Origin of the sequence: Anaerobiospirillum sp. NML120449 (assembly GCF_023051105.1) — a bacterium.
Taxonomy (GTDB): Bacteria; Pseudomonadota; Gammaproteobacteria; order Enterobacterales; family Succinivibrionaceae; genus Anaerobiospirillum.
This window is the reverse complement of the sequence record NZ_JALKIL010000003.1, coordinates 42,985-68,201: the sequence shown is the minus strand read 5'-3', so window position 1 is coordinate 68,201 and position 25,217 is coordinate 42,985. Positions and strand designations below refer to the sequence as shown.

General features: G+C 49.6%; 14 protein-coding genes and 1 tRNA gene. 8 read left to right on the top strand and 7 right to left on the bottom strand.

Going from position 1 to position 25,217, the window contains the following annotated elements:
- The first annotated feature begins 793 nt into the window (after positions 1-793).
- From MXE41_RS01735 to MXE41_RS01715, 5 genes are all read left to right on the top strand, one after another.
- Positions 794-2,275 (top strand): SLC13 family permease, encoded by a 1,482-nt coding sequence (locus tag MXE41_RS01735; protein WP_247099137.1) that lies wholly within the window; start codon positions 794-796, stop codon positions 2,273-2,275.
- Between the two features lie 1,295 nt (positions 2,276-3,570).
- The gene (locus MXE41_RS01730) at positions 3,571-4,893 is read left to right on the top strand and encodes a hypothetical protein (protein ID WP_246977377.1); all 1,323 of its coding nucleotides are present in this window, start codon (positions 3,571-3,573) and stop codon (positions 4,891-4,893) included.
- Positions 4,894-5,758: 865 nt separating this feature from the next.
- A complete protein-coding gene (gene dusA, locus MXE41_RS01725) occupies positions 5,759-6,934 on the top strand; it encodes a tRNA dihydrouridine(20/20a) synthase DusA (RefSeq protein ID WP_247099136.1) in 1,176 nt (391 codons plus the stop codon).
- Positions 6,935-7,525: 591 nt separating this feature from the next.
- The gene (locus MXE41_RS01720) at positions 7,526-8,389 is read left to right on the top strand and encodes an aldo/keto reductase (RefSeq protein WP_246977374.1); all 864 of its coding nucleotides are present in this window, start codon (positions 7,526-7,528) and stop codon (positions 8,387-8,389) included.
- A gap of 3 nt (positions 8,390-8,392) precedes the next feature.
- Positions 8,393-9,325: a carbohydrate kinase gene (locus MXE41_RS01715; RefSeq protein ID WP_247099135.1), complete on the top strand. Its 933-nt coding sequence runs from the start codon at positions 8,393-8,395 to the stop codon at positions 9,323-9,325.
- 268 nt (positions 9,326-9,593) lie between these two features.
- Here the strand turns inward: MXE41_RS01715 and MXE41_RS01710 are convergent, their stop codons facing one another.
- The 7 genes from MXE41_RS01710 to MXE41_RS01680 all read right to left on the bottom strand — a co-directional run bounded on the left by MXE41_RS01710 (position 9,594) and on the right by MXE41_RS01680 (position 19,305).
- Positions 9,594-10,340 carry an HAD-IA family hydrolase gene (locus MXE41_RS01710; RefSeq protein WP_247099134.1) on the bottom strand — a complete coding sequence of 249 codons (747 nt, stop codon included), beginning with the start codon at positions 10,338-10,340 and terminating at the stop codon, positions 9,594-9,596.
- Positions 10,341-10,722: 382 nt separating this feature from the next.
- On the bottom strand, positions 10,723-11,673 hold the full coding sequence (locus MXE41_RS01705) for a flagellin (protein ID WP_246977368.1): 951 nt from the start codon (positions 11,671-11,673) through the stop codon (positions 10,723-10,725).
- Between the two features lie 248 nt (positions 11,674-11,921).
- Positions 11,922-12,839 carry a flagellin gene (locus MXE41_RS01700; protein WP_247099133.1) on the bottom strand — a complete coding sequence of 306 codons (918 nt, stop codon included), beginning with the start codon at positions 12,837-12,839 and terminating at the stop codon, positions 11,922-11,924.
- A 442-nt stretch (positions 12,840-13,281) separates the two neighbouring features.
- Positions 13,282-15,627: a transposase gene (locus tag MXE41_RS01695; protein ID WP_247099132.1), complete on the bottom strand. Its 2,346-nt coding sequence runs from the start codon at positions 15,625-15,627 to the stop codon at positions 13,282-13,284.
- 336 nt (positions 15,628-15,963) lie between these two features.
- Positions 15,964-16,908, bottom strand: a complete 945-nt coding sequence (locus MXE41_RS01690) for a flagellin (RefSeq protein ID WP_247099131.1) — start codon at positions 16,906-16,908, stop codon at positions 15,964-15,966.
- Positions 16,909-17,252: 344 nt separating this feature from the next.
- On the bottom strand, positions 17,253-17,900 hold the full coding sequence (locus MXE41_RS01685; protein WP_247099130.1) for an HAD family phosphatase: 648 nt from the start codon (positions 17,898-17,900) through the stop codon (positions 17,253-17,255).
- A gap of 784 nt (positions 17,901-18,684) precedes the next feature.
- The gene (locus MXE41_RS01680) at positions 18,685-19,305 is read right to left on the bottom strand and encodes a deaminase (protein WP_246977362.1); all 621 of its coding nucleotides are present in this window, start codon (positions 19,303-19,305) and stop codon (positions 18,685-18,687) included.
- A gap of 817 nt (positions 19,306-20,122) precedes the next feature.
- On the opposite strand from MXE41_RS01680, the gene MXE41_RS01675 reads away from it, so the two are divergent.
- The 3 genes from MXE41_RS01675 (at position 20,123) to MXE41_RS01665 (ending at position 24,776) form a co-directional block, all read left to right on the top strand.
- Positions 20,123-20,199 (top strand) — tRNA-Pro (locus tag MXE41_RS01675).
- A gap of 215 nt (positions 20,200-20,414) precedes the next feature.
- The gene (gene rplY, locus MXE41_RS01670; RefSeq protein WP_246977361.1) at positions 20,415-20,702 is read left to right on the top strand and encodes a 50S ribosomal protein L25; all 288 of its coding nucleotides are present in this window, start codon (positions 20,415-20,417) and stop codon (positions 20,700-20,702) included.
- Positions 20,703-22,226: 1,524 nt separating this feature from the next.
- On the top strand, positions 22,227-24,776 hold the full coding sequence (locus MXE41_RS01665) for a S1-like domain-containing RNA-binding protein (protein ID WP_247099129.1): 2,550 nt from the start codon (positions 22,227-22,229) through the stop codon (positions 24,774-24,776).
- The last annotated feature ends 441 nt before the right edge of the window (positions 24,777-25,217 follow it).

The window sequence follows — 25,217 nt, the reverse complement described above, 5'->3', positions numbered from 1 at the left end:
GTGGAGGTGGGAAAAGAGGCAGTGACAACTGCTCCTGCTTACTGCCTGACCATTTGATATCCGGGTCACAGACTTTTGTGCAGCATTTCCTGAAGACCACATGGGTTTTCAGGTATTGAGTGGGGCATGGCCTTGCTTTTCTCCGCATCATCTTCCTCAGGGAAGAACTTACCATTGGGGCATCAGAAATGGCCGGGAGTTTCCGTCTGATGCCTGAAAGATTGTTAGCACTGTGGCGTATCCTGATGTTTTGCTGGAGGTACCTGCTGACAGGAGGCGCATGCCTTTTGAAAGTCGTACTGACAGCCCCGGCTGCAGCACAGCGGCAGAGCCTTTACATGCGGGCCTGCCGACCTGGGAGCATCTGAGCTCTGTTTCTTTGTAATTCCATTCGCTGTTTTTTTCTGAGCTGGACCGCAGGTCTTATGACCTTGCGGGGCTGCCATATTAGTTTTACCTGATGATTTATGGTTATAACAGGCCGCAAGTTACTACAGGAGAGGCAGATTAACCAGAATTACACGAAGGGCCTGAGTTGAACATACCTCCTGTTGTGAACAGACTTCGTGCTGTAAGCATACTTACGTGTTGTGAGCAGGTCTCATGCTGAACAGAGTTCTTGTTTAACAGACTTTAATGGCAAGTGCAGTTTTTTAGTGGTGAGCTGGTAATGCTGACGGCCGTGTCGGCCTGTCAGAGGTGATACTGCAGCGGCGCAGGGCCGCAAGCGTGGAGAGGCGTGTAACAGGACCGGGTAACACCCTGCGGTGGGCGTTGTATTAAGGACATCGTTATGGATCAATCAGCAGCAATTATTACTCTTGAAGTGCTGGCCGTTGTGGCGATTTTATTTGTGACCGAGCTCATCCCGCTTGCTGTCACTGCTATTGGTGCCACAGTGGCACTGGGCATTCTGGGCGTACTGGGACCAAAGGAGGTGTTCTCAGGTCTGTCCAACTCCACAGTAGTGCTCTTTGCGGGCATGTTTGTGGTGGGTGCGGCCATGCTTGAATCAGGACTTGCGCAGGTAATAGGCAACTCGGTAGTCAAAAGAGTAGGAACAAAGGAAATACCTCTGCTGGTGGCCATGATGGTACTGACCATTGTCATGTCATCCTTTGCCTCCAATACCGGTACTGTAGCCTGTCTGATGCCGGTTATTATCGGTATCTGCGTGGCGGCCAAAATACCTTCCTCGCCCCTGCTTATGGGTATGGCCATAGCTGCCAATGCCGGTGGCTCTATTACCATGGTAGGTACTCCGCCGAACATCATTGCTTCGGCCTCTCTTGAGACTGCCAATATTACCCCTTTCGGCTTCTTTGAGTTTGCCTGGATAGGTGTGCCTTTATCTCTGGCTGCTATTGTCTACATGGTTTTCATGGGCCGTTTCATTGTTCCGAAGAACTATTCTGACGTAAGCTCTGCAGGCCAGGTAACAACCTCAGGTACGCCACGCTCCCGCATGATCTGCGTGTTCATCCTGCTCTTCGTTATCTACGGCCTTATCTTTGGTATTCCAGGTCTGACTCAGGAAATGGTAGCCGTAATTGGCGCTCTGGCCTGCGTACTCACTGGCGTACTCAGTGAAAAGAAGGCCTATCAGGGTATCGACTGGGTAACTATCTTCCTCTTTGCCGGTATGCTGCCTCTGGCCAGTGCCATGGAGAAGACCGGTGCCGGTGCCATGATTGCTGATGTGGTAGTAGGCATTATGGGTGACAGCCCAAGCCCATACATGTTCATGACTGTGCTCTTTGCCCTGTCCTGTGGCCTGACCCAGTTTATGTCCAATACCGCCGCCGCAGCTCTGCTCTGCCCTATCGGTATTTCCATTGCTGCCAAGATGAACGTATCTCCATATCCTGTCATCATGGCTATTGCCATCGCCGCCTCCTGTGCCTATACCACTCCTGTAGCTACCCCTCCAAACACTCTGGTGCTGGCCCCAGGCAAGTTCAAGTTTATGGACTATGTGAAGGTAGGTGGTCCACTGGTTATTGTTTCTCTGCTCATCTGCGTGGTGATTATTCCAATGGTCTGGCCTTTTGATGACGTAGCCAGCTCAGCTGCCGCACAGGGCGTTGAGGCAGCTGCTGCCACTGCCGATCAGGCCGCTGCCGCTGTCAGTGCCGCACCTGATACCGCCGCAGCCGCTGATACTGCCGCACAGACAGCTGCAGTAGCGGGCGCTGATACATCAGGCACTGCTGCTCAGGCTGAAGCAGAAGATACAGGAACTGAGGCTGCTGCAGACGCTCAGCCTGAGGGTTAATCTGCAGCCAGGTAATAACAGCTGCAAGCTCGAGAATTACCATGGTCAAGGAAGCATCAGGCATTCATTGCTGATGCTCTGTGGTGGCTGACAGTTAATGCTACTGTCTGATGCTCCCAGGTGACTGGAGCTAAATCGACTGTATGACCTTGATAAAAGTGGCTTCCCAATGGGAAGCCAATTTTGTTTCTGGCGCCTGCAGACGGTAGTGCACAGCGGCTTGAGATCATGTCCTCAGCCCCTTACCTGGTGCTGATAAAGTGCAGGATCTTTTTGCATGCCCGCATTGCGCCATAGCCGTAAGGCAAAGTTATGATGTGGCTCAGCTTTACAGTAGAGCGTTGCTCCTGGGGCGTGGCTGGCTCAGACCTGCATGATTACATGGTAATGATATGGGCGGCATACGCAGATGGTGGGCATCGTATGGCGATGTAATGGCCGCATGCGCAGATGGAGGTCATCGTATGGCGATGGAGAGACATAATATGACGATGGAATGGCCGCACGCGCAGATGGTGGTCATCGTATGGCGATGTAATGGCCGCATGCGCAGATGGAGGTTATCGTATGGCGATGGAGAGACATCATATGACGATGGAATGGCAGCATGCGCAGAAGGAGGAACTGCGCATGCAGAGTGATGCACTGCCTGACGTTCTGACCATGTATGAGTACGCTGCTGGAGCTCTATGGGGATCAGTGGGTGTCTGGGCCTGGTCATAAGGCTGGCTCTTGCAGGTGGGGCCAGTTAGAGTGATAGATGATTGTCGATTTTTGGACTAAACATAACAGAAAAGTGGAGCAAGCCCGCAAAACCGCACCATAGTTATTGGCCGCTTACTGGTGCTGGTGTATATTTTAATGAGAAATATATGCACGTAGGTTTAGTCATGAGCAGGCCTGGTTGCAGGGCAGCATCTTGAGCTGCCTGGCAGGTGTGTTCTGTTAAACGTGCATTATCTCCGCGTCTTCTGCTGTGAACAGAGGCGTGCCTTTAAAGGGAGCTCAGTACAGCGTGAGTCCCATCTGATACAGGCTGGTAAAGCCGGTATTAATGAACCATGAATGTCTGACTCCGGGATGATCTGATAGGCATGCCGGGCACTGTGCTGCGGCTTGCTTGTGATAGTGAGAGCCTGTATTTTTCCGGATTAAGCTCTGTGCTGTCTTATCAGAACTGTGGGGTATGGTTGACCCTCATGCGGGTGTTGACCGCTTGATACGGTCCACCGTTGTCTTCCTGTGCAGGAGGGAACGGATGACTGTAATGACTGTGGCAGTCTAGGGATTTATTTATGAATCTTCTTAATATCATTCAGGGCTTTGACTCCGAACTGTACGATTTTTACGAGAAGGAACTGGAGCGCCAGTACTACTCTGTATCCTTTATCCCGGACGAAAACAGTATTTCGCCTCTTTGCTCGGCCATAATGGGCAATGTGCTGGTAAACACCCAGCATTCCACTCCTTATTCAAATGGCAACTTCATCGAGAAGCTCACTGCCCGCCGTGTCTGCGAGCTGTTCAATGCTGAGCATGCCAACGTCAAGTCCATTACCATTGAAGTTGCCTCACGTGTAGTATTCAGCGCTCTTGCCGCTCGTGGCGATACTGTCATGTCACTGGACATGCGCAAGAAAGAGCACTGCAACAGTGAGTCCCTTGCCTACCACTTCGTAAACTTCGGTGTTGACCCTAAGACTCAGCACCTGGATTACGATGCCCTGGAAGCATCAGTTAAGACTACCAGACCAAAACTGCTGGTTGTTTCCCCTATCAACTATCCACAGCCAATTGATTACGAGCGTTTTGGCCGTATTGCCCATGAGAATGGTGCCTTACTGTGGTGTGATATTTCCCAGATCGCAGGTCTGGTTACCGCCGGTGTTATGGCTACCCCGCTGCCTCATGCTGATGTGGTTACTTTCACCACTCAGGGCGCTCTGCAGGGCCCTCACTGCTCTATCATTGTGTGCAAGAAGAGCCTGTCATCAGCAATTGATCGTGCAGCTGTCAGCTCCGGTCAGGGCGGCCTTGGCTCCTCTGAGCTTACCGCTCTTGCTGTTCGTATGCAGGAAATGCAGTCTCAGGAGTACAAGCAGTACTGCCAGGCCGTGCTCACCAATGCCCGCTCCCTGTCCAAGGGCCTTTCTGACAGTGGCATGCGCCTGATTGGTGGCGATACCAACTCCCACTTTGTCATTGTTGATGCTCAAAGCTGTGGCATGTCAGGTCGTGGTGCCATGGAGAGCCTTGCTGACTGCGGTATTTTTGCTCGCAGCTGCCATATCTACACTGCAGATCCTGATGTCAAGTTTGATGCAGTACGCTTCAGCTCCATGCCAGCTACTACCCGTGGTATCAATACTGATGACATGTACCGCCTTGGTGTACTCATTGGCAAATTCCTGGCAAGCCCAACTCCTGAAAATGAAAAGAAGCTGCATGGCCTGGTCCGCGATCTTACCCTGATGCTGCCTTTATTCAACGAGCGCTGGCTGCAGGAAACTGTTAAGGGCAATCTCGGTGGCAGCTACAGCTATATTGTCAAGTCAGACTCCAGCACCGGATCAGATCAGTTCCGTATACCTTCTCTCTTTAGAAAGGTCAGAAAGTAGGCTTTTCAGGGAGCGCAACATAAAGCATGTGCTTTGCTCTGCGCGTCTCTATGCTCAAAGCTCAAATCATGAATCATAAAAAGGCTATATTGCTTAGGCAGTGTAGCCTTTTTATTTTGTCTGACCAAACCGGAAAGTGACGGATATTTTGTTTGCACTTTGCAAAAGACTGCAAAATTTGCTGCAACAAAATGCTAAAAAAGCAAATTTTACATAGAAAATTATTGGTATAAATCTGATAAAATTGCCTTAAATATCGAATTCTGATGCCTGCCAGTTACTCATATTATGATTTATCGATTGCAAGCAGATTTTGAATTTTACTCAAAAATTGCGAGTCATATCGCGTTTTGCAGTGAAGTAATGCATAGCATTTGACAGTTTATTTGATAAATCAGCGCTTTTTGTGGACAATGGCAGCAAATTCATGTACTGCAAATAATTACATTTTTTGCTGCAAAATTTGCAATATCACACTCACTGCACTTGCTGTACCTGAGGGCCATACTGTCATGACTCCTGTCATCGCGAGGTAACAACTGCTGCCCTCGCTGCCTGCTGCAGGCTCCTGTCATCGTGAGGTAACAACTGCGGCCCTTGCTGCCTGCTGCAGGCTCCTGTTGCTACAGTAGCGAAGGCATGCTTCAGAGTACAGAGAGAGTGTCCCTTTTATCATCAGGTCAGTCAGGGGCAGGTCAGACACCAGACGCATACTGAGCATAAGCTGCATTAGTTCTTTTGTGCCGCCATTTGAGGTGTCTTTTGCGCTGATTTATGCGATCATTGGGCGTTTTTCAGGCCGGTCAGAATATTGATGCTGGCCATTTCAGACAGTGGTCTTAAGCATTCTGCCCTGATCTGGCAGATGGATAAAGGAAAGAAGATGAGCACTTCAATGAGCACCTCAATGGAGAGTGATATGGATGCAGCATGCGCAGTCTCAAAGGTGCAGTCAGACTCAGGTGCGGGCGCTGACACAGACAGCAGTAAGCGCACTGTATTTCTGGACAGTGAGCGATTTTCTGTTGCCCCCATGGTGGATGTAACCGACTCGGTATTTCGTCGTATGGCCCGCATTATGTGTCATAAGGCCATGCTCTATACCGAAATGATTGCAGCTCAGGCTCTTGTGCATGAGAAGTATCACCTTATTGATTTCAGGGATGAAGAGCTGCCATGCACGCTCCAGCTTGGTGGCAGCGAGCCTCAGGCTCTGGCGCTTGCAACCCGTGTGGGGGCTCAGCGTGGCTACAGTGCCATTAACCTCAATGCCGGCTGCCCATCAGACAAGGTACAGAGCGGCAATTTTGGCGCTGTGCTGATGAAGACTCCGGCCCTTATTGCTCAGTGCTGGCAGGCCATGCAGGAGGCTGCAGGAGATATCCCTGTTTCAGTAAAGACCCGTATTGGCGTGGATGAACTCGACAGTGAGGATTTCACCATGGAGCTTATGGGTACCATTTATGAGGCTGGCTGTCGTCACATCATTGTGCATGCTCGCAAGGCTTGGCTTACTGGTCTGTCTCCTAAGGAGAACCGCACTGTTCCACCACTGGACTATGAGCGTGTCTTCAAGATTAAGAATACCTTTGACGGCCTTAAGGTCACCATCAATGGCGGTATTACCACCATTGAACAGTGCCGTGACCTGCTGGGCCTTGTTGATGGCGTAATGCTCGGTCGAGCCATTATCGACAACCCATATCTGCTGACCCGTGTGGACAGCGATATTTTTGGTGCTGACACCGGCACCGCTGAACTGACCCGTGAGGCCATAGTAGAGAAGATGGTAAATCTTGGAGAGCAGCTGGCTGCAGAAGGCCGTGCCGTACATTTCCTTTACCGTCATCTGCTGGGACTGTATAACGGCTGTCCTAACTCACGACTCTATCGACGTTATCTTTCTGAAAACATGAACCTCAGAGGAGCCAGCCCTTCCGTTCTTGCCCATGCCGTTAAGGCCATGCAGCGCGCTGGTGGCACCTCATGCTTATCTGGCGCAGATACTGTTACCACTCCGGCAGACTGTGGCTGCAGCTGATCAGCAACTGCTCATCTGGTCGTGCGACAACCATGATATGAACGCGTTTTATAGCGCTGTATGTGATCTTGTCGCTGATCTGCACCAGTCAATCGTGACATAATGGTTGATGGCCCGCTGCAGGTTACAGACCTGCACATAAGCTGTACTTTTTGCTCTTTCAGGCAGGACAGGTCTGCTTAACATAAAAATGGCGCATGCCTGGACTGTGCACTATGCTGCGACGCGCCGCACCGCGCTGCACAGCACCGCACTGCATTGTGCCGGCTGCTCTGCACAGCACTGCGCAGTAACGCGCAGTAACGCACTGCATTGTGCCGACTGCTCCCCACCGCGCTGCACGCGCATGAACTGGCTGATGGACTGTTTATCCGGTTCTGTAACAGCCAGTCAGGGAGTAAAGAGCAATGAGATCAGCTTCATAAGGAGAGCGGGTTGATATCGCCATGCAGAGCATGGGAACACGGGGGCACGTGCATTCTCACACGTTCAGACACGTCTGCCTGTGTTCCAGTGCTTGCTGATACAGCCAGAGCCGTCAGGCTAACCTCGGCTTGTCAGGGCGTAAAGAGTGTGAGTGAGGTGATTGTTATGGATTTGAATTCCCGCGTAGAGCTCAACAATGGCGTGAGCATGCCACTGCTTGGTCTTGGAGTTTTTCGTGCCCATGGAGGCGAGGAGGCCAGGTCAGCAGTGCGTACTGCTCTGGAAAACGGCTACCGCATGATTGATACTGCCCGCATTTACTGTAATGAGCGCAGTGTCGGCAGAGGTGTCCGTGACTCCATGGTTGCCCGAGAAGATATTTTCATCATCACCAAACTCTGGAAGGATGACTTTGACAATCCCCGCCGTGGTCTTGAGCAATCACTTGAGCGCCTCGGTATGGATTATGTTGATCAGTTTCTGCTGCACTGGCCTTTCAAGGGCTTTGAGAAAGCCTGGCTGGAGCTTGAAAAGCTCTGCTCTGAAGGTCTGTGCCGCTCAATAGGTGTCTCCAACTTCAAGATTCATCATCTTGAAGAGCTCAAGGAGGCCGGGGCAAGTGTTGTTCCTCAGGTAAATCAGGTGGAATGCCACCCTTACAATCATGAGACTGAGCTTATCAACTGGTGCCGTCGCAGGAACATTGTGGTACAGGCCTATGCCCCTCTTGGTGGTGTAGGTAATACAGTGCTCAGTGATCCGCGTATCACTACCCTTGCTGACTATTACAAGGTCACTCCTGCTCAGCTGGTACTGCGCTGGAACATGCAGCGTGGTGTTGCTGTTATACCAAAGTCTGTCCGGGCCGAGCGTATTCTCGAAAACTCGCGTGTTTTCGGCTTTGAGCTTTCTCAGGACGACATGGATGTAATGTCCGATATCAACTCGAATCTGCGCCGCGCCTATGATCCTGACAAGATTGATCAAAGACCGGCAGGAACCTTTCCTAAAATTATCGAAGAGGATTAAACAGTGGATAATGCCAAGAAGATTACCTGTGTAGGTTTAGGTGAAATCCTTTGGGACATTCTGCCTGACGGACCTCGTGTAGGTGGCGCCCCTGGTAATTTCACCTTCCACTCCATGCAGATGGGCCTTGATGCCTGCGCAGTTACAAGTCTTGGTGATGATGAGCGTGGCCATGAGGCTTTACGTATCCTCAAAGAGTATGGACTTAAGGTCCATGTATGGACCTCAGACAAGGAAACAGGCTATGTAAAGGCTACCCTTGACGAGCGTGGTGTTCCAGCCTACAACTTCGCTCTCGACACAGCCTATGACAATATGCCGTTTACTCATGAGTTTGAGAGTGTTGCCCGCAATGCTGATGTGTGCTGCTTTGGCACTCTGGCCCAGCGTCAGGAAAACGGTTTAAGCCGCAAAACCATAAGAGCTTTCCTGGATGCCATGCCTGCAGGATCAATTAAGGTATTTGACATCAATCTGCGTCAGAACTTCTTTGATCTTGAGGTAATCAAGGCAGGCCTGGAGCGCTGCACTGCATTCAAGTGCAATGATGATGAGCTGCCTGTAGTATGCAGTCTTTTTGGTATTGATCCGGTCCTGACTCCAGAGGACTTTTATAACAGCTTCCTGCGCGAGAAGTTTGATATCGACACCTTTATCTACACCTGTGGTGAAAAAGGTTCAGAAATCTTCTACAAGGGCGAGCATTCCTTTGTCCCAACTCCAAAGGTTAATGTTGTAGATACTGTCGGTGCCGGCGATTCCTTTACTGCTACTTTTATAGCTCTGACTGTTCAGGGCGTAGACTTCCGTATCGCACACCAGACAGCTGCCGAGGTAGCAGGCTATGTATGCACCCAGCATGGTGCCATGCCTGTGCTCAGCCCTGAGCTCAAGAAGAAAGTTGAGGATCTGGTAGCCTCCGCAAGACCGGCATAACAGCCACCCATTAGAGCTGTCTCCAGCTGTCCAGGGCTCTGCTGCACTGTCAGCTACTTCCAGCCGCTGCCAGCTTAATCAGATAACATCAGCAGATATCATCATCAGACAGCTTCAAAGTATATTATCTCAGGCTGTTCCACTCACACAGCAAAACAAAAAGCCGCCCATGGGCGGCTTTTTTGTGTCTGAAAATCATCAGGAGAAGGACAAGCAGTTATTTTCCATTTACACAGTATCAGGCCTGCGCCTGCAGCATGGAATGGTGCTACTCGCCACGAACTGGTTCATTGCAGTCAAAGTGACCGTCAAATACTTTAATTGCGTCCATACGGGCGGCTGCAGCTCCTTTCATACCCAGAACGCTGTCCTCAAATACCAGGCAGTTGGTATATGGCATATTCAGAGTAGAGGCAGCCAGCTGGTAGATATCAGGTGCCGGTTTGCCATTTTCCACCATGTCTCCGGAGATAATGGAGTCCAGATAAGGGGTAAGACCGGCCTTGTCCATCAGGTATCGAGCCTCATGCTGACGTGAGCTGGTAGCAATGGCAATACGCTGGCCACGGGCATGAGCCTCCTTAATAAGCTTTACAAAACAGGCAAAAGGATCAGCCTGCTTTATGTAGATATTCTCATAGAGCTCATTTTTGCGGGTATTCATGGCCTCTGGATCAGCTTTTTCAGGAGTGGAAGACTGGTACTGTTCGCAGATGCGTCGGGTGATAACAATACCTGGCAGACTGGCAAAGCCATATAAGATATCTGAGCTCAGACGCTCAAAGCCAAACTCCTCGAGCATGTGATTCCAGGCATCGTGGTGCCTGATTTCAGAGTTAATAACAGTGCCGTCCATATCAAAGATGAGTGCAGGATAAAGAGCAATGGTGCGCTCAAGCTGAGCAGTGGCGCTGTCAAAGCTGCAGCCACAATCGCATGAGCAGTCATTACCGCCAGCAGCTGTCACCTTGACCTCAGCATCGCAGCTGGAGTTATGGCAAACGTTATTACTCATCTTTTCTCCCTAAAAAACGCCTGTATATCGCCTAAATCAGCAAACAAACCTCACCATGAGAATTCAAAAATTCATCATTTAGTGGATACGTTTGCCGCTACGGCTGACTATTGTATCGCCAAAAGCCACCCCCTGACAAAGCCACCTCAAAAAGCTCACCCTGCAATGGGCACACTCCTGCAACAGGCACACTTCTGCAACAGGCAACAGCTTCATAAAAGTTAAATAAGCCATGCCACAAGTCCCATACGTTAGAGACCAATAAAAGCAATATAAATCACTTAAGGAAGCAAAAAGAGCCAAATAAAAAAGGCGAGCCCTTGTGGCTCGCCTTAGAAAAAGATAGATAAGTAGAGAGAAATTTTCTAATCAGTTTTGTATTTTACTGTCCGAGCAGATTAAGTGCAATAGTAGGACGCTGATTTGCCTGGGCAAGAACTGTCTGAGAAGCCTGCTGGATAATGTTGTTCTGGGTCAGGGCAGCGGTCTCAGAGGCGAAGTCTGTGTCCCTTATGCGGCTGCGGGCGTCAGACTGATTTTCAGAAATATTGGCCTGATTGCGTATAGTGCTTTCCATTCTATTTTGTAAAGCACCCAGTCCTGCACGCTTGGAATCAACTACCTGAATCAGCGCATCAATATGCTTAAGTGTATTGGTTGCCACATCAGCAGTACATACACCAAAACGTACAACAGCATTTTGAGCACCCTGGGCAGTTGACTTTACCAGACCCTTACCGCCAGTAGCAGTAACATCTGCAGCTTGAATACCGGCAGCATCACCAATTGATGACAGGGTAAAAGCCATAGCCCAGTCGAGATCCAGGGTGTTACCGGCATTGGCGCCAACCTGGAAAGTAAGCTTACCGTTATTTGGAATCAGGCTGTTAGGATTCTTTGCCTGATCATATTTACCGTTAAGAACCAGCTGGCCAGCAAATGTTGTCTGCTGTGCAATACGGGTAATTTCAGCAGAAAGCTGGGTAACCTCTTCCTGGAGAGCCTTTCGGTCAGCAGCTGAGTTGGTTCCGTTAGCGGACTGTACGGCCAGCACGCGGATGCGCTGGAGCATGTTGGTGGTTTCGTCCAGAGCACCTTCAATGGTCTGGGCTAAGGCAATGCCGTCATTGGTATTGCGGTTACCCTGGTTCAGGCCATTAATCTGGGAGGTCAGACGGTCGCTGATTTGCAGACCGGCAGCGTCGTCCTTTGCAGAATTAATACGCAGGCCTGATGAGAGGCGCTGGTAGCTTGTATTCAGGCTCAGAGTCGCATTGCTCAGCTTGCGCTGAGCATTGATTGAGCTGACATTCGTATTAACGTATAAAGCCATTTGTAAAGTCTCTTTATCTTAAATTAATCGTTAGCTCTGGCGTACTCTTAAATGGTTTTGTTTAGCTCTGTTGAGTTGCCTTGCAGGCAATTTCCAGGCGCCAGATATTGTTAACAAGCTATTAGCAACATGTATACCACTACCCTGATGGATGACTTATATATCAGGAATACAGCTTCATAAAGACAAACAAAAAGGCGACCATGGTCGCCTTGAATTCGATAAGAAATGAAAGCTTAAACGCCTTATTAACCGCCAAGCAGGCTCAGTGCAATTGTAGGACGCTGATTGGCCTGGGCCAGCACGGTCTGGGATGCCTGCTGGATAATGTTGTTCTGAGTCAGTGCAGCAGTCTCAGATGCGAAGTCTGTGTCTCTTATGCGGCTGCGGGCATCAGACTGATTCTCTGAAATATTGGCCTGATTGCGAATAGTACTTTCCATTCTGTTTTGTAAAGCACCAAGAGCTGCACGCTTAGAATCTACAGCTTGAATCATAGAGTCAATGTTTTCGAGTAGATGTGTGGCGCGGCTTGCTGTAGATAAAGAAAACCTGATAGCGCCGTTGCTCAGCATTAAGCCTTTTGTAGCTTTAGAATTATCGATATCTGCTTTCTGTAACTTGGCCTGGCTGGCTATACCACTTAAAGTAAATGCTGACTCCCAAACTAAATCCAGAGTGTTACCTGCATTTGCGCCTACTTGGAAAGTAAGTTTACCGTTTGCTGGAATAAGTCCTTTATCTTTTCCCTGAAGAATAGTTTGACCAGCAAAAGTTGTCTGATTTGCAATACGAGTTATTTCCTGAGACAGCTGGGTTACTTCCTCCTGGAGAGCCTTGCGGTCAGCTGCAGAGTTGGTGCCGTTGGCAGACTGAACGGCCAGCACACGGATGCGCTGGAGCATATTAGTGGTTTCGTCCAGAGCGCCTTCAATGGTCTGGGCTAATGCGATGCCGTCATTGGTGTTGCGGTTACCCTGATTGAGACCATTGATCTGGGAGGTCAGACGGTCACTGATTTGCAGACCTGCAGCGTCATCTTTTGCGGAGTTAATGCGCAGACCTGATGAAAGTCGCTGGTATGAAACATTCAGGCTCAGAGTCGCATTGCTCAGCTTGCGCTGCGCATTGATTGAGCTGACATTGGTATTAACGTATAAAGCCATTTGTAAAGTCTCTTTATCCTAATTTAAGCTGTTACTCTGGCGGGTTATTGAATGTCATATTTAGCTCATACTGATTGCCAGAGTGGCAATATCAGTGCGCCAGATGTCGTTTACAATCCATTAGCAACATGTATACCAGTGCCCAAATGGATATCTTATATATCAGGAAAATGATTAAAGTCAGACCAACAAAAAGGTGACCTGTGTTTTGTATCCATGCACTTTCTAAGTTAGTCGAAATCCAAAGGCACCAAAATGGTGCTTCATGGTAATTTTTATGAATTTTCACCCCCAAATGCAAGATTGTCTATACATCTGTCCCCGGGATTTAAATATTCATGTTTTTTAAGAAATAGCTCCACTGCCGTACAGATTAACTGCACAGCATAAAACATAAAAGAAAGCATAACTTCAGAAGTTTAGATGGACGCCATCTGAACTATCAATCGTCAAAAATTGACGGAAGCTCGTTCTTCGACTCAATATCGATGATTAGAGATTTTGCCAGCTCAGCAACACATTCATAGCCTGCTTCAGGGATGTTCTCGCTGATAAAGCTGTCAAACAACCGCTGTCTTACATCCTTCTCATCGAACGGAAGCACATAACCATGAGTTCGTGCATGGCGGATGTAGGCTACATGACGCTTCATAATTCTGACAAGTGCTGTGTTCTTTTGTAAAGTATATTGATATAGCCAACCATCTGTAGAGGCCATACGAGCACTTCTGTCTGCATCAACCTGCTGCACTGCCATACTTAGCACTTCATTGAGATCACATTCGAGCAACTCCTTGTTATCAATAATAGTACTGCTGAAAAGGCGTTCAACAGTAATAGTCATTCTGCTCTTGTGAAGGGACGTTGCGATGTTTTGCTGTGAGGGGCGGGTTCTTTTGCATCGGGTCGTTATAACCTGAGCAGTGGCTTTTTCACTAAGACTGCCATGTAATTGAATGCCACTTACACGAGCAATAAACTCATTAACAAACTCAGAGACCTGACAGGACTTTGAACCCTTCTCTGGTGATGGCCAGGCATCACTGACAGCTACTTTAGACCTCTTCTGCTTCTTCAGGCACCTGTCAGCACTGTTAGAGAAAGTGTTGGCAATCACGAAGCACCGTTGAATCAGGTTTCTGATGACAGCGGCAAACATGAAGCTTCCACAGAAGAATGGGCACAGGCGTTCACAATGCTCAAAAATTGTATTGCTCTTAACCTGACAGAAGTAGCGCTCCTCCCTCCATCTGTAATGGTAAATCACAATCAAATGCAAAACCTGCTCTGAAAGCTTGATTATATTGTCTGTGTCAAGAGGAAGGTTAGTTACGAAAACAGTGTTATCTTCGTGGTTCTCATGCCCTGGTATGACTACCGCGTGCACGCCTGGTCCATACACCTCAGGAGCCAGCTCGCAGAGGTAGATATGCCCTGGCTTAATATCACGATCCATATCCTTAAGACAGCAGTGCTTATCGCTTACATGCTGCACCATTGCGGTCTTATACATACGTCGTCTAGGATTGTAATCTGCCCGCACAGAGTAGACTTTTACTACATCAGGGTTGAATGAAACCGGAAACCGAACAAGGTAATGCTGCCCCTTGCTGCCATCGAAACTACATAAATTGTCACCAAACATTCCTGCATCAGCAACAACCAGCATATTCTTTTCAGCAAACTCCTCTCTCACCTCGTTGAGAGCTCTTCTTTCAGATACGACGCCAGGGTAAATATCAAGGAAAACTGGAACATCGTACAGCAGAGAGTACGCAGCAAAAGTCTTAAGGCCCGGCACTAATGTTCCTCTTGATATTGGTGTCAGCCCATTAACAGTTAAATTTGTGGAGGTGCCGTCACAGGCGAGAGCATCACTCTTGCCAAATGAATTCAATGCTCGTGCAACGGGAGTTTCTGAGGATGGAATTTCACGCAGGAGTGAATATACTGCATCCATAAGATCAAAGAAGAGCTCTCTCATAACCTTAAACAGCTTGACTCGGTTCAGGTCGAGAGGGCTGTCTGACTTAAAGTAAGCAGAGAAAACTTCAGCCAGGCTGGCAATAGTAATATCGCTGTCTCTACCTGAATACTTATCAAGAATATCTTTAAAGCCTTCATAAAATGAATTAGACAGTTGCTCTCCAAAAGATTTAGTAAGCAAACTCTTAAATTCAAGTAGCTCTGCCATGCATCCTTCGTTCTTAAGTGCCTTGGCAGCAAGCTCCTTAAACTCCTCCTCAGAATAAAACAGCTCTTCAAGAGGCAATGGGCTAAATAGAGGAGTTACTGAGTACTCGGCTGCTGAGTAGAAGCACCTTGAAAACAAATAAAACTGACGCGTTGTAGTACATTCAGGAAAGAGGTAGGAGAAAGTTGATGCTGCAATGGGATGCAGGCCATTCATACATGATTTGGTCCAAAGAAATGACTTGAAATCCTCCATATTGAACCGACTGCCCTGGTCAGAGCAGATGAGCATGATAATTACGATTAAGTAAAGATGCTCCCCATTAAGGCTGTCACTACGCTTACCAGGTAAGAAGAAATCTGTCTTATCGAACTTCGACAGAACGTTTTGTTTAGAGAAAACAGTGGCCACTGTCTTCTTAATCTTCTTAGAGAACTCTTTGAGCTTTCCAGGCTTGATGGACTCCTCAACAATCACTTCAGGAGTGGTATCTGCGAAGCCTAATTTTTCTAAAACATCTTGCTGATCGCGGGTAGTTGCAGCAGGGCGGGGATTGAATGAACTGGACTTGTCTGTTTTGCTTGTAGCGGCCATAATACACCTCTATTTTTTTGAGAGTTGGCTCCGGAACATAGATTGATTCTCCGGAGCCATTCTTATAATATCATAGATGCTACATAACCGCAAGTTTTTTAATGATATTTTCCTGTATTTATCTGATTTATACACATACTGGAAAACATGTACATTTACTTATGTTAATTCGAATTTATAACGCGATCGATTTTGGTGCAATGACTATTTATGTATATAGATATATCAAACAAAAATTTCGTAATTTCTCTCTAAATTAATAAAGTTAGAAAGTGCATGGTTTTGTATCACAGGTCACCTTGATATTGGTTGAAACGAAAAAGTCATTAAGGCTTATTAACCGCCGAGCAAGCTCAGTGCAATAGTAGGACGCTGATTGGCCTGGGCCAGCACGGTCTGGGAGGCCTGCTGAATAATGTTGTTCTGAGTGAGGGCAGCGGTCTCTGAGGCGAAGTCTGTGTCTCTTATGCGGCTGCGGGCATCAGACTGATTCTCTGAAATATTGGCCTGGTTGCGGATTGTGCTCTCCATTCTGTTCTGTAAAGCACCAAGTGCTGCTCTCTTTGAGTCTACAGCCTGAATAAGAGAGTCAATATTTGCAAGTGTGTTTGTTGCAACCTCTGCAGTGCAGACACCAAAACGAATATAGTCTACATTGCCCGATTTTGATTTAACCAGACCTTTCTTGCCGTCCGCCTGATCGGCAGCATTTTTTAGTCCTGCCTGAGAGCCGATGCCGCTTAAGGTGAACTCAGAGCCCCAGTCCAGATTAAGGGTATTACCAGCGTTGGCGCCTACCTGGAAAACAAGCTTGCCATCTGCAGGAATTAAGCTGTTAGGATTCTTCTGGGCATCATGCTTGCCATTGATGACCAGCTGACCTGCAAAGGTAGTCTGCTTGGCAATACGTGTAATTTCCTGGGAAAGCTGGGTAACTTCTTCCTGCAGAGCCTTGCGGTCGGCTGCAGAGTTGGTGCCGTTGGCGGACTGAACAGCCAGCACACGGATGCGCTGGAGCATGTTGGTGGTTTCATCCAGGGCACCTTCAATAGTCTGGGCAAGGGCAATGCCGTCGTTGGTGTTGCGGTTGCCCTGGTTCAGGCCATTAATCTGGGTGGTCAGTCTGTCGCTGATCTGAAGACCTGCTGCGTCGTCCTTGGCGGAGTTGATACGAAGGCCGGAAGAAAGCCTCTGATAGCTTGTATTTAAGCTAAGAGTTGCATTGCTCAGCTTGCGTTGCGCATTGATTGAGCTGACATTGGTATTAACGTATAAAGCCATAATCTCATCTCTTTATCACACGAGCTGTATCCTGGCGCTATACGTAAGATTGTTAAATAAGCCTTCTGTTTAAGGGGCTTGTATGCCAGGTAACAAAGTCGTTATTAGACCGGTGTATACAGGATGTAAATTGCAATAAATGTACCATTTATTGAATCTATGATTTTGCTCCAGGCCTTACTGGGACTGGTATTTCGATTCGTCTATTTAAAAAGGCGACCAGAGGTCGCCTTGAGCATAGAGGTGTAATAGATGATAGCAGTCCGTTATACGCCTTATGCCCGCATCACCAGTATTTTGTTCTTTGTTGTACCGGGTGGTGGTCCGGGCTCATGCTGTGGTAATCAGTCGCGGCCAGCCCATGGTTCATCAGGCTGGATGATGTGGTCGCAGTCGAAGTTGCCATCAAAGACCTTTACGGCTGCCATGCCGGCGTTCTTGCAGCCCTTCATGCCGGTAATGGTGTCCTCAAATACCAGACACTGGGTCGGAGAAGCGCCAATCTTCCGGGCGGCCATGAGATAGATGTCAGGGGCTGGCTTGCCGTTTTTTACCATCTCGCCTGTTACCAGAGCATCAATATGCTCAAGCAGGCCATTGCGTTCGAGCTGATACACAGCCTCTTCCTGGTGAGATGATGTGGCAATGGCCACAGCGCGGCCCATGGCCTTGACCTCTTTGAGCAGGTCGCAGATTAAAGGGAATGTTCCTACCTTGCTCATATACTCATCAAGATAGAGACGGGTCTTAAGTACAGTCATGTCATGAGGATCGCCCTTGACGTTATACTCGTCGACCAGTTTCTGCGCCAGTACACGGGTAGGTAAACCTGCAAGGTCAATGAGCAGCTGAGTACTCAGGGGCGGTGCCCCGTGCTCTTCAAGCATATGGTTCCAGGCCTCACGGTGCCAGACTTCTGAGTTGAGCAGAGTTCCATCCATGTCGAAAATGAATGCCGGGTAGGTTTTGACAGCTTCGAGAAGAGATTGCATGGCGCATCCTGTATTCGTTCAGCAGGGATTTTTGAAGCATGGTTCAGGGACTGTACCTGCTCTGCAGCTCCCTGTCTTTCCGGTTAAGAATTAATCACAACGAGGAAGTTCTTTAGTTCAAGACGTCTCCGGATGACATCACAGGCAGGACTGGTAAAGATCCTGCGGGCATTATCTGATTGACCTGGCTTTGCGGAGGCATTATGCAGTGTCATGCCATGCCATGCCATGCCATGCCATGCCTTGCCGTGCCATTGTTTGCGTGGAGGCACCCAGATTGCCTGACCATGCCTGGAGTGGCATTGCATTGCCGGGCCTGGTTTTCGTGGCAGGTGGTGCACCAGTCATGTCATGTCATGGTATACCTGGATTTATAGTAAACGAATTAAAGTTTTGATTATCAATCAGACTAGTGGCCTGTAAACCAATGTCTTATTAATCAACAATATGTTTCGTTTACTATAGTTAAGGCAACAGGCCTGTCTCATCAGACAGGCTGCATTATCTGTTCTGTATAAGAAAATCTAATAAAGTGATTGTGAATTTAATGTTAAATACTGCGATTTTAAGGGATTTTTCTGCTACTGAAAATTATGAATCTGTCGTTTGAAAGTGATTTTCAGGGACGCTTTTGCTCTGACATGGGGCACAATAGTGTGCTTTGACGAAATTTATGTCCTGACTGGACTAAAAAAATGGCAGCCCCTCTATCAGGGAGCTGCCATTTTTTCAGGTGAATCAGATGTTAATACTTGCCTGCTGAGCATATGGGCAGATAGGGATATCAGCCTCCGCAGCAGCCACCGCCGCAGCTGGAGCTGCCCATCTTGATGTTACGGATAGCAGTGATTGCCTCAATCTTATCGTCAACAGACTGATTGCTGTTTTCGTTGGTAAGGCCCATGTTACGACGATGCTCTTCAATAAGACGGCTGTCGTCATCCCAGTCCAGAGGGTTGACCTCAACCAGAGTACCATCCTCAGAACGCATTACCACGCGCTCAATCTGAGCGTTGAGAATGAGGCGCTCACACATGGCGCAAGGGCTGATGTTTTTGGTAGGTGTATTGGTTGCAGCGTCGGTACCGCACAGGTAAAGGGTGCCTCCCATAATGTCCAGCGGGTTGCCATTGATGATGGCGTTGGCCTCAGCGTGAACGGCACGGCAAATCTCGTAGTGGGTGCCTGGCTTTACATTGAGCTCATCACGCAGACAGATACCAAGGTCGGAGCAGTTGTCGCGGTGGCGAGGTGCACCGTTATAGCCGGTTGAAACAATGCGTCCATCCTTGGATACGATAATGGCACCGTAACGACGGCGCAGACAGGTGGAGCGCATTGATACGGTCTCAGCGATCTCCATAAAGGACTCATCTTTTGATGGGCGGGTGTAAGTAGTTGTCATTGAAACCCTCGCTTTGAGCTGTCTATTACAGGCCTGCGTACTGAAAAACAGCCTGTCAGATCCTTCTGGCCCGGCCGGGCTTATATATATTGTACCGGATGGGGCAGTGCGGCACTATTGTACGCTGCAAAGATATGCAGGCAAGATGTACGCTAACCATTATCATTCTGTCAGGCTGAATCATTTTGCTCTCAGGCCTGAGTACCAGTTATGTAAAGTGCTTTATTTTCCCGTTTGTATAAAGCAAAATCCCGTGTTTGCGGCTTTTTCCACACATGTACTGCTGAATGCTCTTAGCGAAGTGCTGCCAGACAAAGTGAAAAATACAGTCAAAATGCAGCAGCTTACCAGTCATGGAACTCTGCTCATGAGCTGGTGATTGCTGGAGATGCCTTTGCGGCCTTTGCCAGCGATTAGGCCGTCTTGAGCCGCTAGAATCTGACTTACGGGCATGTGCAGTAAAAGCTGTGTACAGCTGTCAGATCAGTTCGCAGGGCGCTACATTAATGATGAGGTATTACTGTTGGTTGCGTGGCATGGGACTGGTGCAGGGGAATCGGTCGTATATTCTGATTTGTTGCTGGCTGGTCGGATTTATAACATTTTCCGGGCACGATTAATGCGGTTGCAGATGGCGAGGGTTGGTTCAGGTCCATTGATGGACTGTCATTTGCGATGATTGAGACATGCATTGCCAGGGCCAGAATCAGGCCAGCTTATGTATGTCAGGAGGTGCAGATCTTTGTTAAGTATATTTTCAGTCTTTGTCAAAAAAATGGTTGACAGTCACATATGCCCTCTTTAAAATATGCGCCGTCGGTGATTAGCGCAGTCCGGTAGCGCAACTGCTTTGGGAGCAGTGGGTCGTAGGTTCGAATCCTACATCACCGACCAGTTTTCTGAGCGCTTTATGAGCGCTTTTTTTTTCAAGCCGTTGGAAGTTTAAGTTTGCTGCCCTGCACAGTCCTAAGATAAAGGAGTGCATCAGCATGGAATACCAGGGCAGGGAGAATGTGAACATCCCTTTTCCTGCTTGCACGGCAGATGTCTGGCCAGACGGTCCGGTCGCAGACGTTTGGCATTAACCATCAATACGAGAGTATCTAATCATGGCTATTTCATTAGACGTACAGGTTCGCAATGACTTAGGGAGAGGTGCGAGCCGCCGCCTTCGTCGTGCTGAGCAGATTCCGGCAATCGTTATTGCCCGTGGCCAGGAGACCTTATCCATCATCCTGGACGAGAAGAAGTTAATCCAGGCTACCACTAAGCCAGAGTTCTTCACCGAAAACGTGACCTTAAACATGGACGGCAACCAGATCGTTGTAAAGCCAATCGCTATGCAGCGTCACCCAGTTTCCTCCCGCGTAATTCACGTTGACTTCCAGCGCGTTTAATCGCTGAAAGGCACGGAGCCTGAGGGCTCCTTACGCTGCGCTTAAAGCGCCTCTCAGGGGCAGGCTGTTCAACAGTCTGCCCCTGAGTGCATCTGGGGTCCATGTTTTTTCCCGACTGCCTGGATACGTGCTGCAATGTGGTTTTGGCAGGCCGCTCCCCATGTACCGGTACATGCATTCTGCTACATACGTATCTGTCCCGGTCTAAATCCATCCGTCCATCAGCCCATCCATCCATCCATCCATCTGACCATTCATCCGTCTATCTGCCTGTCCATCCGTCCGTCCATCCATCCATCCGTTTTCGTCGGTACTGAGCGTTACTGAATTTGTCAGTTACCTGCCTGTTCTGTTAATGCGTTCTATTTCCTTTTATAAAATGTCGCCATGCGAGGTTTTGCTGCAGCTTTATGCAGGCGGGTTTTCGTCTCTGTGTGACCTCCTCATGTTTTGACTGTTACCTGTTTTCCTCCAGCTGCTCGTCAGGCATAGATTTGTTCTATTTCAACCCACATAGGTGTGCTGTTCCTGGCAAAGCCTATGAGCATTGCCCCTGTCGCTGCCTTTGCTGTTGCCATGCTCCTGGATACGGTCATGGAGCTTTGAATATTTTTGGGACTTGCCTGGGGTGGAGGTGATTTTTTTCTGTGAAAAAGCTCAAAAAATCATTTGCTTTTTGCGGTCAAAAGCTCCATTATGTGATCTGAAACCTGTCAAGGGACAGGTAACTTATGATAGACACCTGACAGTTAACTCATTGACATGTTCAGGCCCCTGAAGACAGGGGAGGGACATGCTTCTCAAGGGCGCGACTGCCCCTCAGCTTTTGGCACCGACCTGTGCCGTCAGCTTTCACTGTGAGCTTTACAGCTCGTTTTTCAACAGCCAGATCTCTGTAATCTGAGCCCTCATTCTGGATCTTTTCGGCCCTGTACCGCTTTTCTGGCACGGCTCCCCAGTGGACTCCGCAAGCCAGGTGGCGTACCGCATGCTTTGGGCCTTGCGTACATACTTAATTATCTTTTCCTTTCTTTACTTCCCTGTAAACATGCTCCTGAGCTTTAGCTCTGCATCTGCAGCTTGCTTTGCCTGTGACTGCATTATGGCAGTGGCCTGGCCTGCTGACGGCTTAAGCTGCAGTCTAACTGCAGTTTGCTGATTGCGCAGAGCGCGGCAACGAGGGGCTGATTTACTCTCAGTTTAACTGCCTTGCTTCTACTGGCATGCTTGCATGCTGAGGTCGGAGCTCTGTGGCTTTGCTGCTGTCTTAAGTGGCTGTGCTGAGCTTGCAGGCACATTTAGCGGTGTTACATCTCAGTGTGTTGCCTGATCCAGCTGCAAAGGCTGATGCCATGGCAGCTGAGGATTATGGCAGCAGTATGTGCTCTGCAGTGCAGTGTGCTCTGCAGGGGCGGGGAAGTGATGAGGGGAAGATTTTTGTACGACGGATGAGGGCTGACTGGTTCCCATGGGTTTTGGGATGCGGCAGGGCCTGAGGCCCCTGTCAGGTGCAGGAAAATATAAATGGAACGACCTGAAAACACTAATCTGCCGTCTGGCAGCTCCTCTACTTCTGGTAGCACTACCAAAGTTCTTTCCCGTTTTGCCGAGCGCGCTGCAAAGCAGGCTGCCCGCCGTGAAGCCCAGAATTCCCAAGTTGAATACAAGGTTACTGCCACCCCATGGGTCAGCGGTACCTTCAACCTGAGCAACCGTGATCGTGATGATCGTGGTTTTGGCCGTCGTGATCGCGATGATCGCGGTTTTGGCCGTCGTGATCGCGATGATCGCGGCTTTGGTAGGCGTGATCGCGATAATGAGCGTGGTCTGGCTCCTCGTGAGCGCTATGATCGCGATGGCGATCGTGGCTTTGGCCGTCGTGACCGTTTTGAGCGCGATGATGACCGTGGTTACGGCCGTCGCGAGCGCTTTGAGCGCGATGGTGAGCGCGGTTTTGGCCGTCGTGATCGTGATGAGGACCGTGGCTTTGGCCGCCGTGAGCGTGGTGAGTACAGTGACCGTAGCTCAGCCCGCCGTAACCGCGACCGTGCTGAGGGCCGTGGCTCTGACCGCAAGGTAATTGATGTACGCAGCATTTACCAGGGTGAAGTCCCTATGGGCTGCATGGTTTCCCTGCCTGTTTCCGAGCTGTCTGAAAAGGGCGCTTTTGTAAACGGCAAGGAGCATGGCGCCCTGTTTATTCCGAACTCCCAGCTGCCTGAGGGTATTGGTGAGGGTGATGAACTGCGAGTCTTCCTTTATAAGGATGGTGAGCGTACCCTGGCAACAGCCCGTCGCCCTTACATTGAGCTGGGCATGACTGGTAACCTGCGCGTAAACTCCATTGAAAATGGCACTGCCTATCTTGAGCTTGGCATCCCTAAGGAACTGGTAGTTCCAGTGTCTGAGCAGCGTTCACGCTTTTATGTAGGCTCTGATGCCATGGTGCTGGTTGCCATTGACGATCGCGGCCGTATCTTTGGCACCCAGTGTTTCAACCGCTACATAAGAGAAAGAGCTGAACCTGGTGAGTTTGAGGAAAACCAGCGAGTTCGCGTAGTAGCTGTTGCCCGTACTCCGCTTGGTATGCGCGCCATCATTGACGACAAGGTCTATGGTCTGGTCTATGAGTCTGAGATCAAGGGCGAGTTCATAATAGGCAAGCGCTACGAAGGTTATGTCCGTGCCGTTCGTGATGACGGCCGCCTGGATATCTCTCTTAGCGAGGCAGGTCGCGATGGTGTTGAGCACGCCGCCATGGATATTCTCCAGGCTCTGCACTTCTCTGACGGCGCACTGCCATTTAACGACCGCTCTGAGCCACATGTCATTGAAGACTACATGAAGATGTCCAAGGGCCGCTTTAAGAAGGCCGTAGGCTATCTGTACAAGCTGCGCTTCATTGAGATTATGGAAGAAGGCCTCAAGCTCACAGATGAGGGCTCTGCAGAGGCCGCTCAGCGTTTTGCTCACCTGTCCCGCCGCTCTGAGAGTGCCGTTGGTGCTGACAGTGACGATGCCGCTGCTGTCGCTTCCGGTGCTGGTGCTGGCGAGCACGCTGACTCTGATGCAGACGCAAGTGGTGCAGCTTTATCTGAGCGCTCCGGCGCGTGGGCTGACTCCGACACCGGTGCTGAGTCGTGCTTTGATGCTGAGCGTGATGGTCATGATAATGAGGACTCTTCAGAGCAGGCTGAGTCATCAGGCCGCGCTGACTATGCTGACATTGATGCCCTTGCTGATACTGATGCCAGCGGAGACAGCGACCCTATGGTCGATGAGGTTGTTCACGCCGTAGCCCGTGCCCGTCGCATGAACGGCAATGGTGGCTACCAGCCTCCATTTTCTGTAGACCGCTCTGCCAGATCAGAGTCTGATGATGACTTTGATATGGAGCGCCCTGCTGAGGCTGTAATCGAGTCCTCTGATGAGAACCGTGAGGAAGTCGAGCGTCGCGCTCAGGAGGTTCTGGGTGAGAGCCTTGAGGACTTCGGTGACTTCGCAGGTCGCAGCTCCTTTAATGCTGCTCTCGATAACGCAGCAAGCGCTTCATATGATAAGTCTGAAGACGGTGTTTATGGTCGTGAGCGTCGCGACAGCGATCGCCGTGATGGCCGTCGCTCTGACCGTCGTGAGGGATTTGGCGATCGTCGTGATGATCGTGGCAGCCGCTTTGGTGACCGTGATTCCGGTCGCCGTGGCGGATTTGGTGGTCGTCGTGATGAGCGCCGTGACAGCCGTGACGGCTTCCGTCGTGATGGTGATCGCAGAGACGATCGCCGTGATGGTCGTGAGAGCCGTTTTGGCGACCGCAGAAGCGGTTCTGGCAGCTTTGGTCGTCGTGATGATCGTGGTTTTGGTTCCCGTCGCGACGGTAACCGCGAGGAGCGCCGTGGTTCACGCGGTGATCGTTTTGACAGCCGCCGTGGCAGCTTTGGCGGCCGTGATGACCGCCGCGATGGAGGCCGTGACCGTGGTTTTGGTTCACGCCCTGACTCCGGCTCAAGGGGCTCACGTTTTGACCGCGACACTCGTCCATCCCGTGGTGGCCACGCCTTCAGAGGTCAGCGCTAACATTTTCAGTCGTCTTGAACGGCCTGACTTTACCTGAGCTTCCTTTTCAAAGGCATGGTCAAATCAGGCCAGATCACTGTAAGTCTCGACGGCCAGTTGCCAGATATGCAGCTGAGCTCTGAATGGCTTTTCAGACGGCTGTCATTTGGCATTGCCCAGTTACTGACTGGCGCCAGCTGGCGCCATAATAATAGAAGCGGCATATCATTCTGGTGTTAACCGGGGGATATGCCGTTTTTATTTTTGCTATGTTTTCGCACCCGGCCAATTCATGCTTTTGTGCATCAGCGTGTTGAGCTTATAATGCCCCAGTCCTGACCGTTGTCTTGAAAGCAGCTTAACCCGACATGCACTGAAGCTTTAAAGAACATATTGTGCCTGTCATGCCGCACGGCCTGCCATGCCTTGTGGGCAGCCATGCCGTTCATGCCAGCCACGCTG

Coding starts and splice junctions, on each gene's coding strand:
- MXE41_RS01735 (WP_247099137.1), top strand. CDS start 794: ATGGATCAATCAGCAGCAATTATTACTCTTGAAGTGCTGGCCGTTGTG.
- MXE41_RS01730 (WP_246977377.1), top strand. CDS start 3,571: ATGAATCTTCTTAATATCATTCAGGGCTTTGACTCCGAACTGTACGAT.
- dusA (WP_247099136.1), top strand. CDS start 5,759: ATGGATAAAGGAAAGAAGATGAGCACTTCAATGAGCACCTCAATGGAG.
- MXE41_RS01720 (WP_246977374.1), top strand. CDS start 7,526: ATGGATTTGAATTCCCGCGTAGAGCTCAACAATGGCGTGAGCATGCCA.
- MXE41_RS01710 (WP_247099134.1), bottom strand. CDS start 10,340: ATGAGTAATAACGTTTGCCATAACTCCAGCTGCGATGCTGAGGTCAAG.
- MXE41_RS01705 (WP_246977368.1), bottom strand. CDS start 11,673: ATGGCTTTATACGTTAATACGAATGTCAGCTCAATCAATGCTCAGCGC.
- MXE41_RS01700 (WP_247099133.1), bottom strand. CDS start 12,839: ATGGCTTTATACGTTAATACCAATGTCAGCTCAATCAATGCGCAGCGC.
- MXE41_RS01695 (WP_247099132.1), bottom strand. CDS start 15,627: ATGGCCGCTACAAGCAAAACAGACAAGTCCAGTTCATTCAATCCCCGC.
- MXE41_RS01690 (WP_247099131.1), bottom strand. CDS start 16,908: ATGGCTTTATACGTTAATACCAATGTCAGCTCAATCAATGCGCAACGC.
- MXE41_RS01685 (WP_247099130.1), bottom strand. CDS start 17,900: ATGCAATCTCTTCTCGAAGCTGTCAAAACCTACCCGGCATTCATTTTC.
- MXE41_RS01680 (WP_246977362.1), bottom strand. CDS start 19,305: ATGACAACTACTTACACCCGCCCATCAAAAGATGAGTCCTTTATGGAG.
- rplY (WP_246977361.1), top strand. CDS start 20,415: ATGGCTATTTCATTAGACGTACAGGTTCGCAATGACTTAGGGAGAGGT.
- MXE41_RS01665 (WP_247099129.1), top strand. CDS start 22,227: ATGGAACGACCTGAAAACACTAATCTGCCGTCTGGCAGCTCCTCTACT.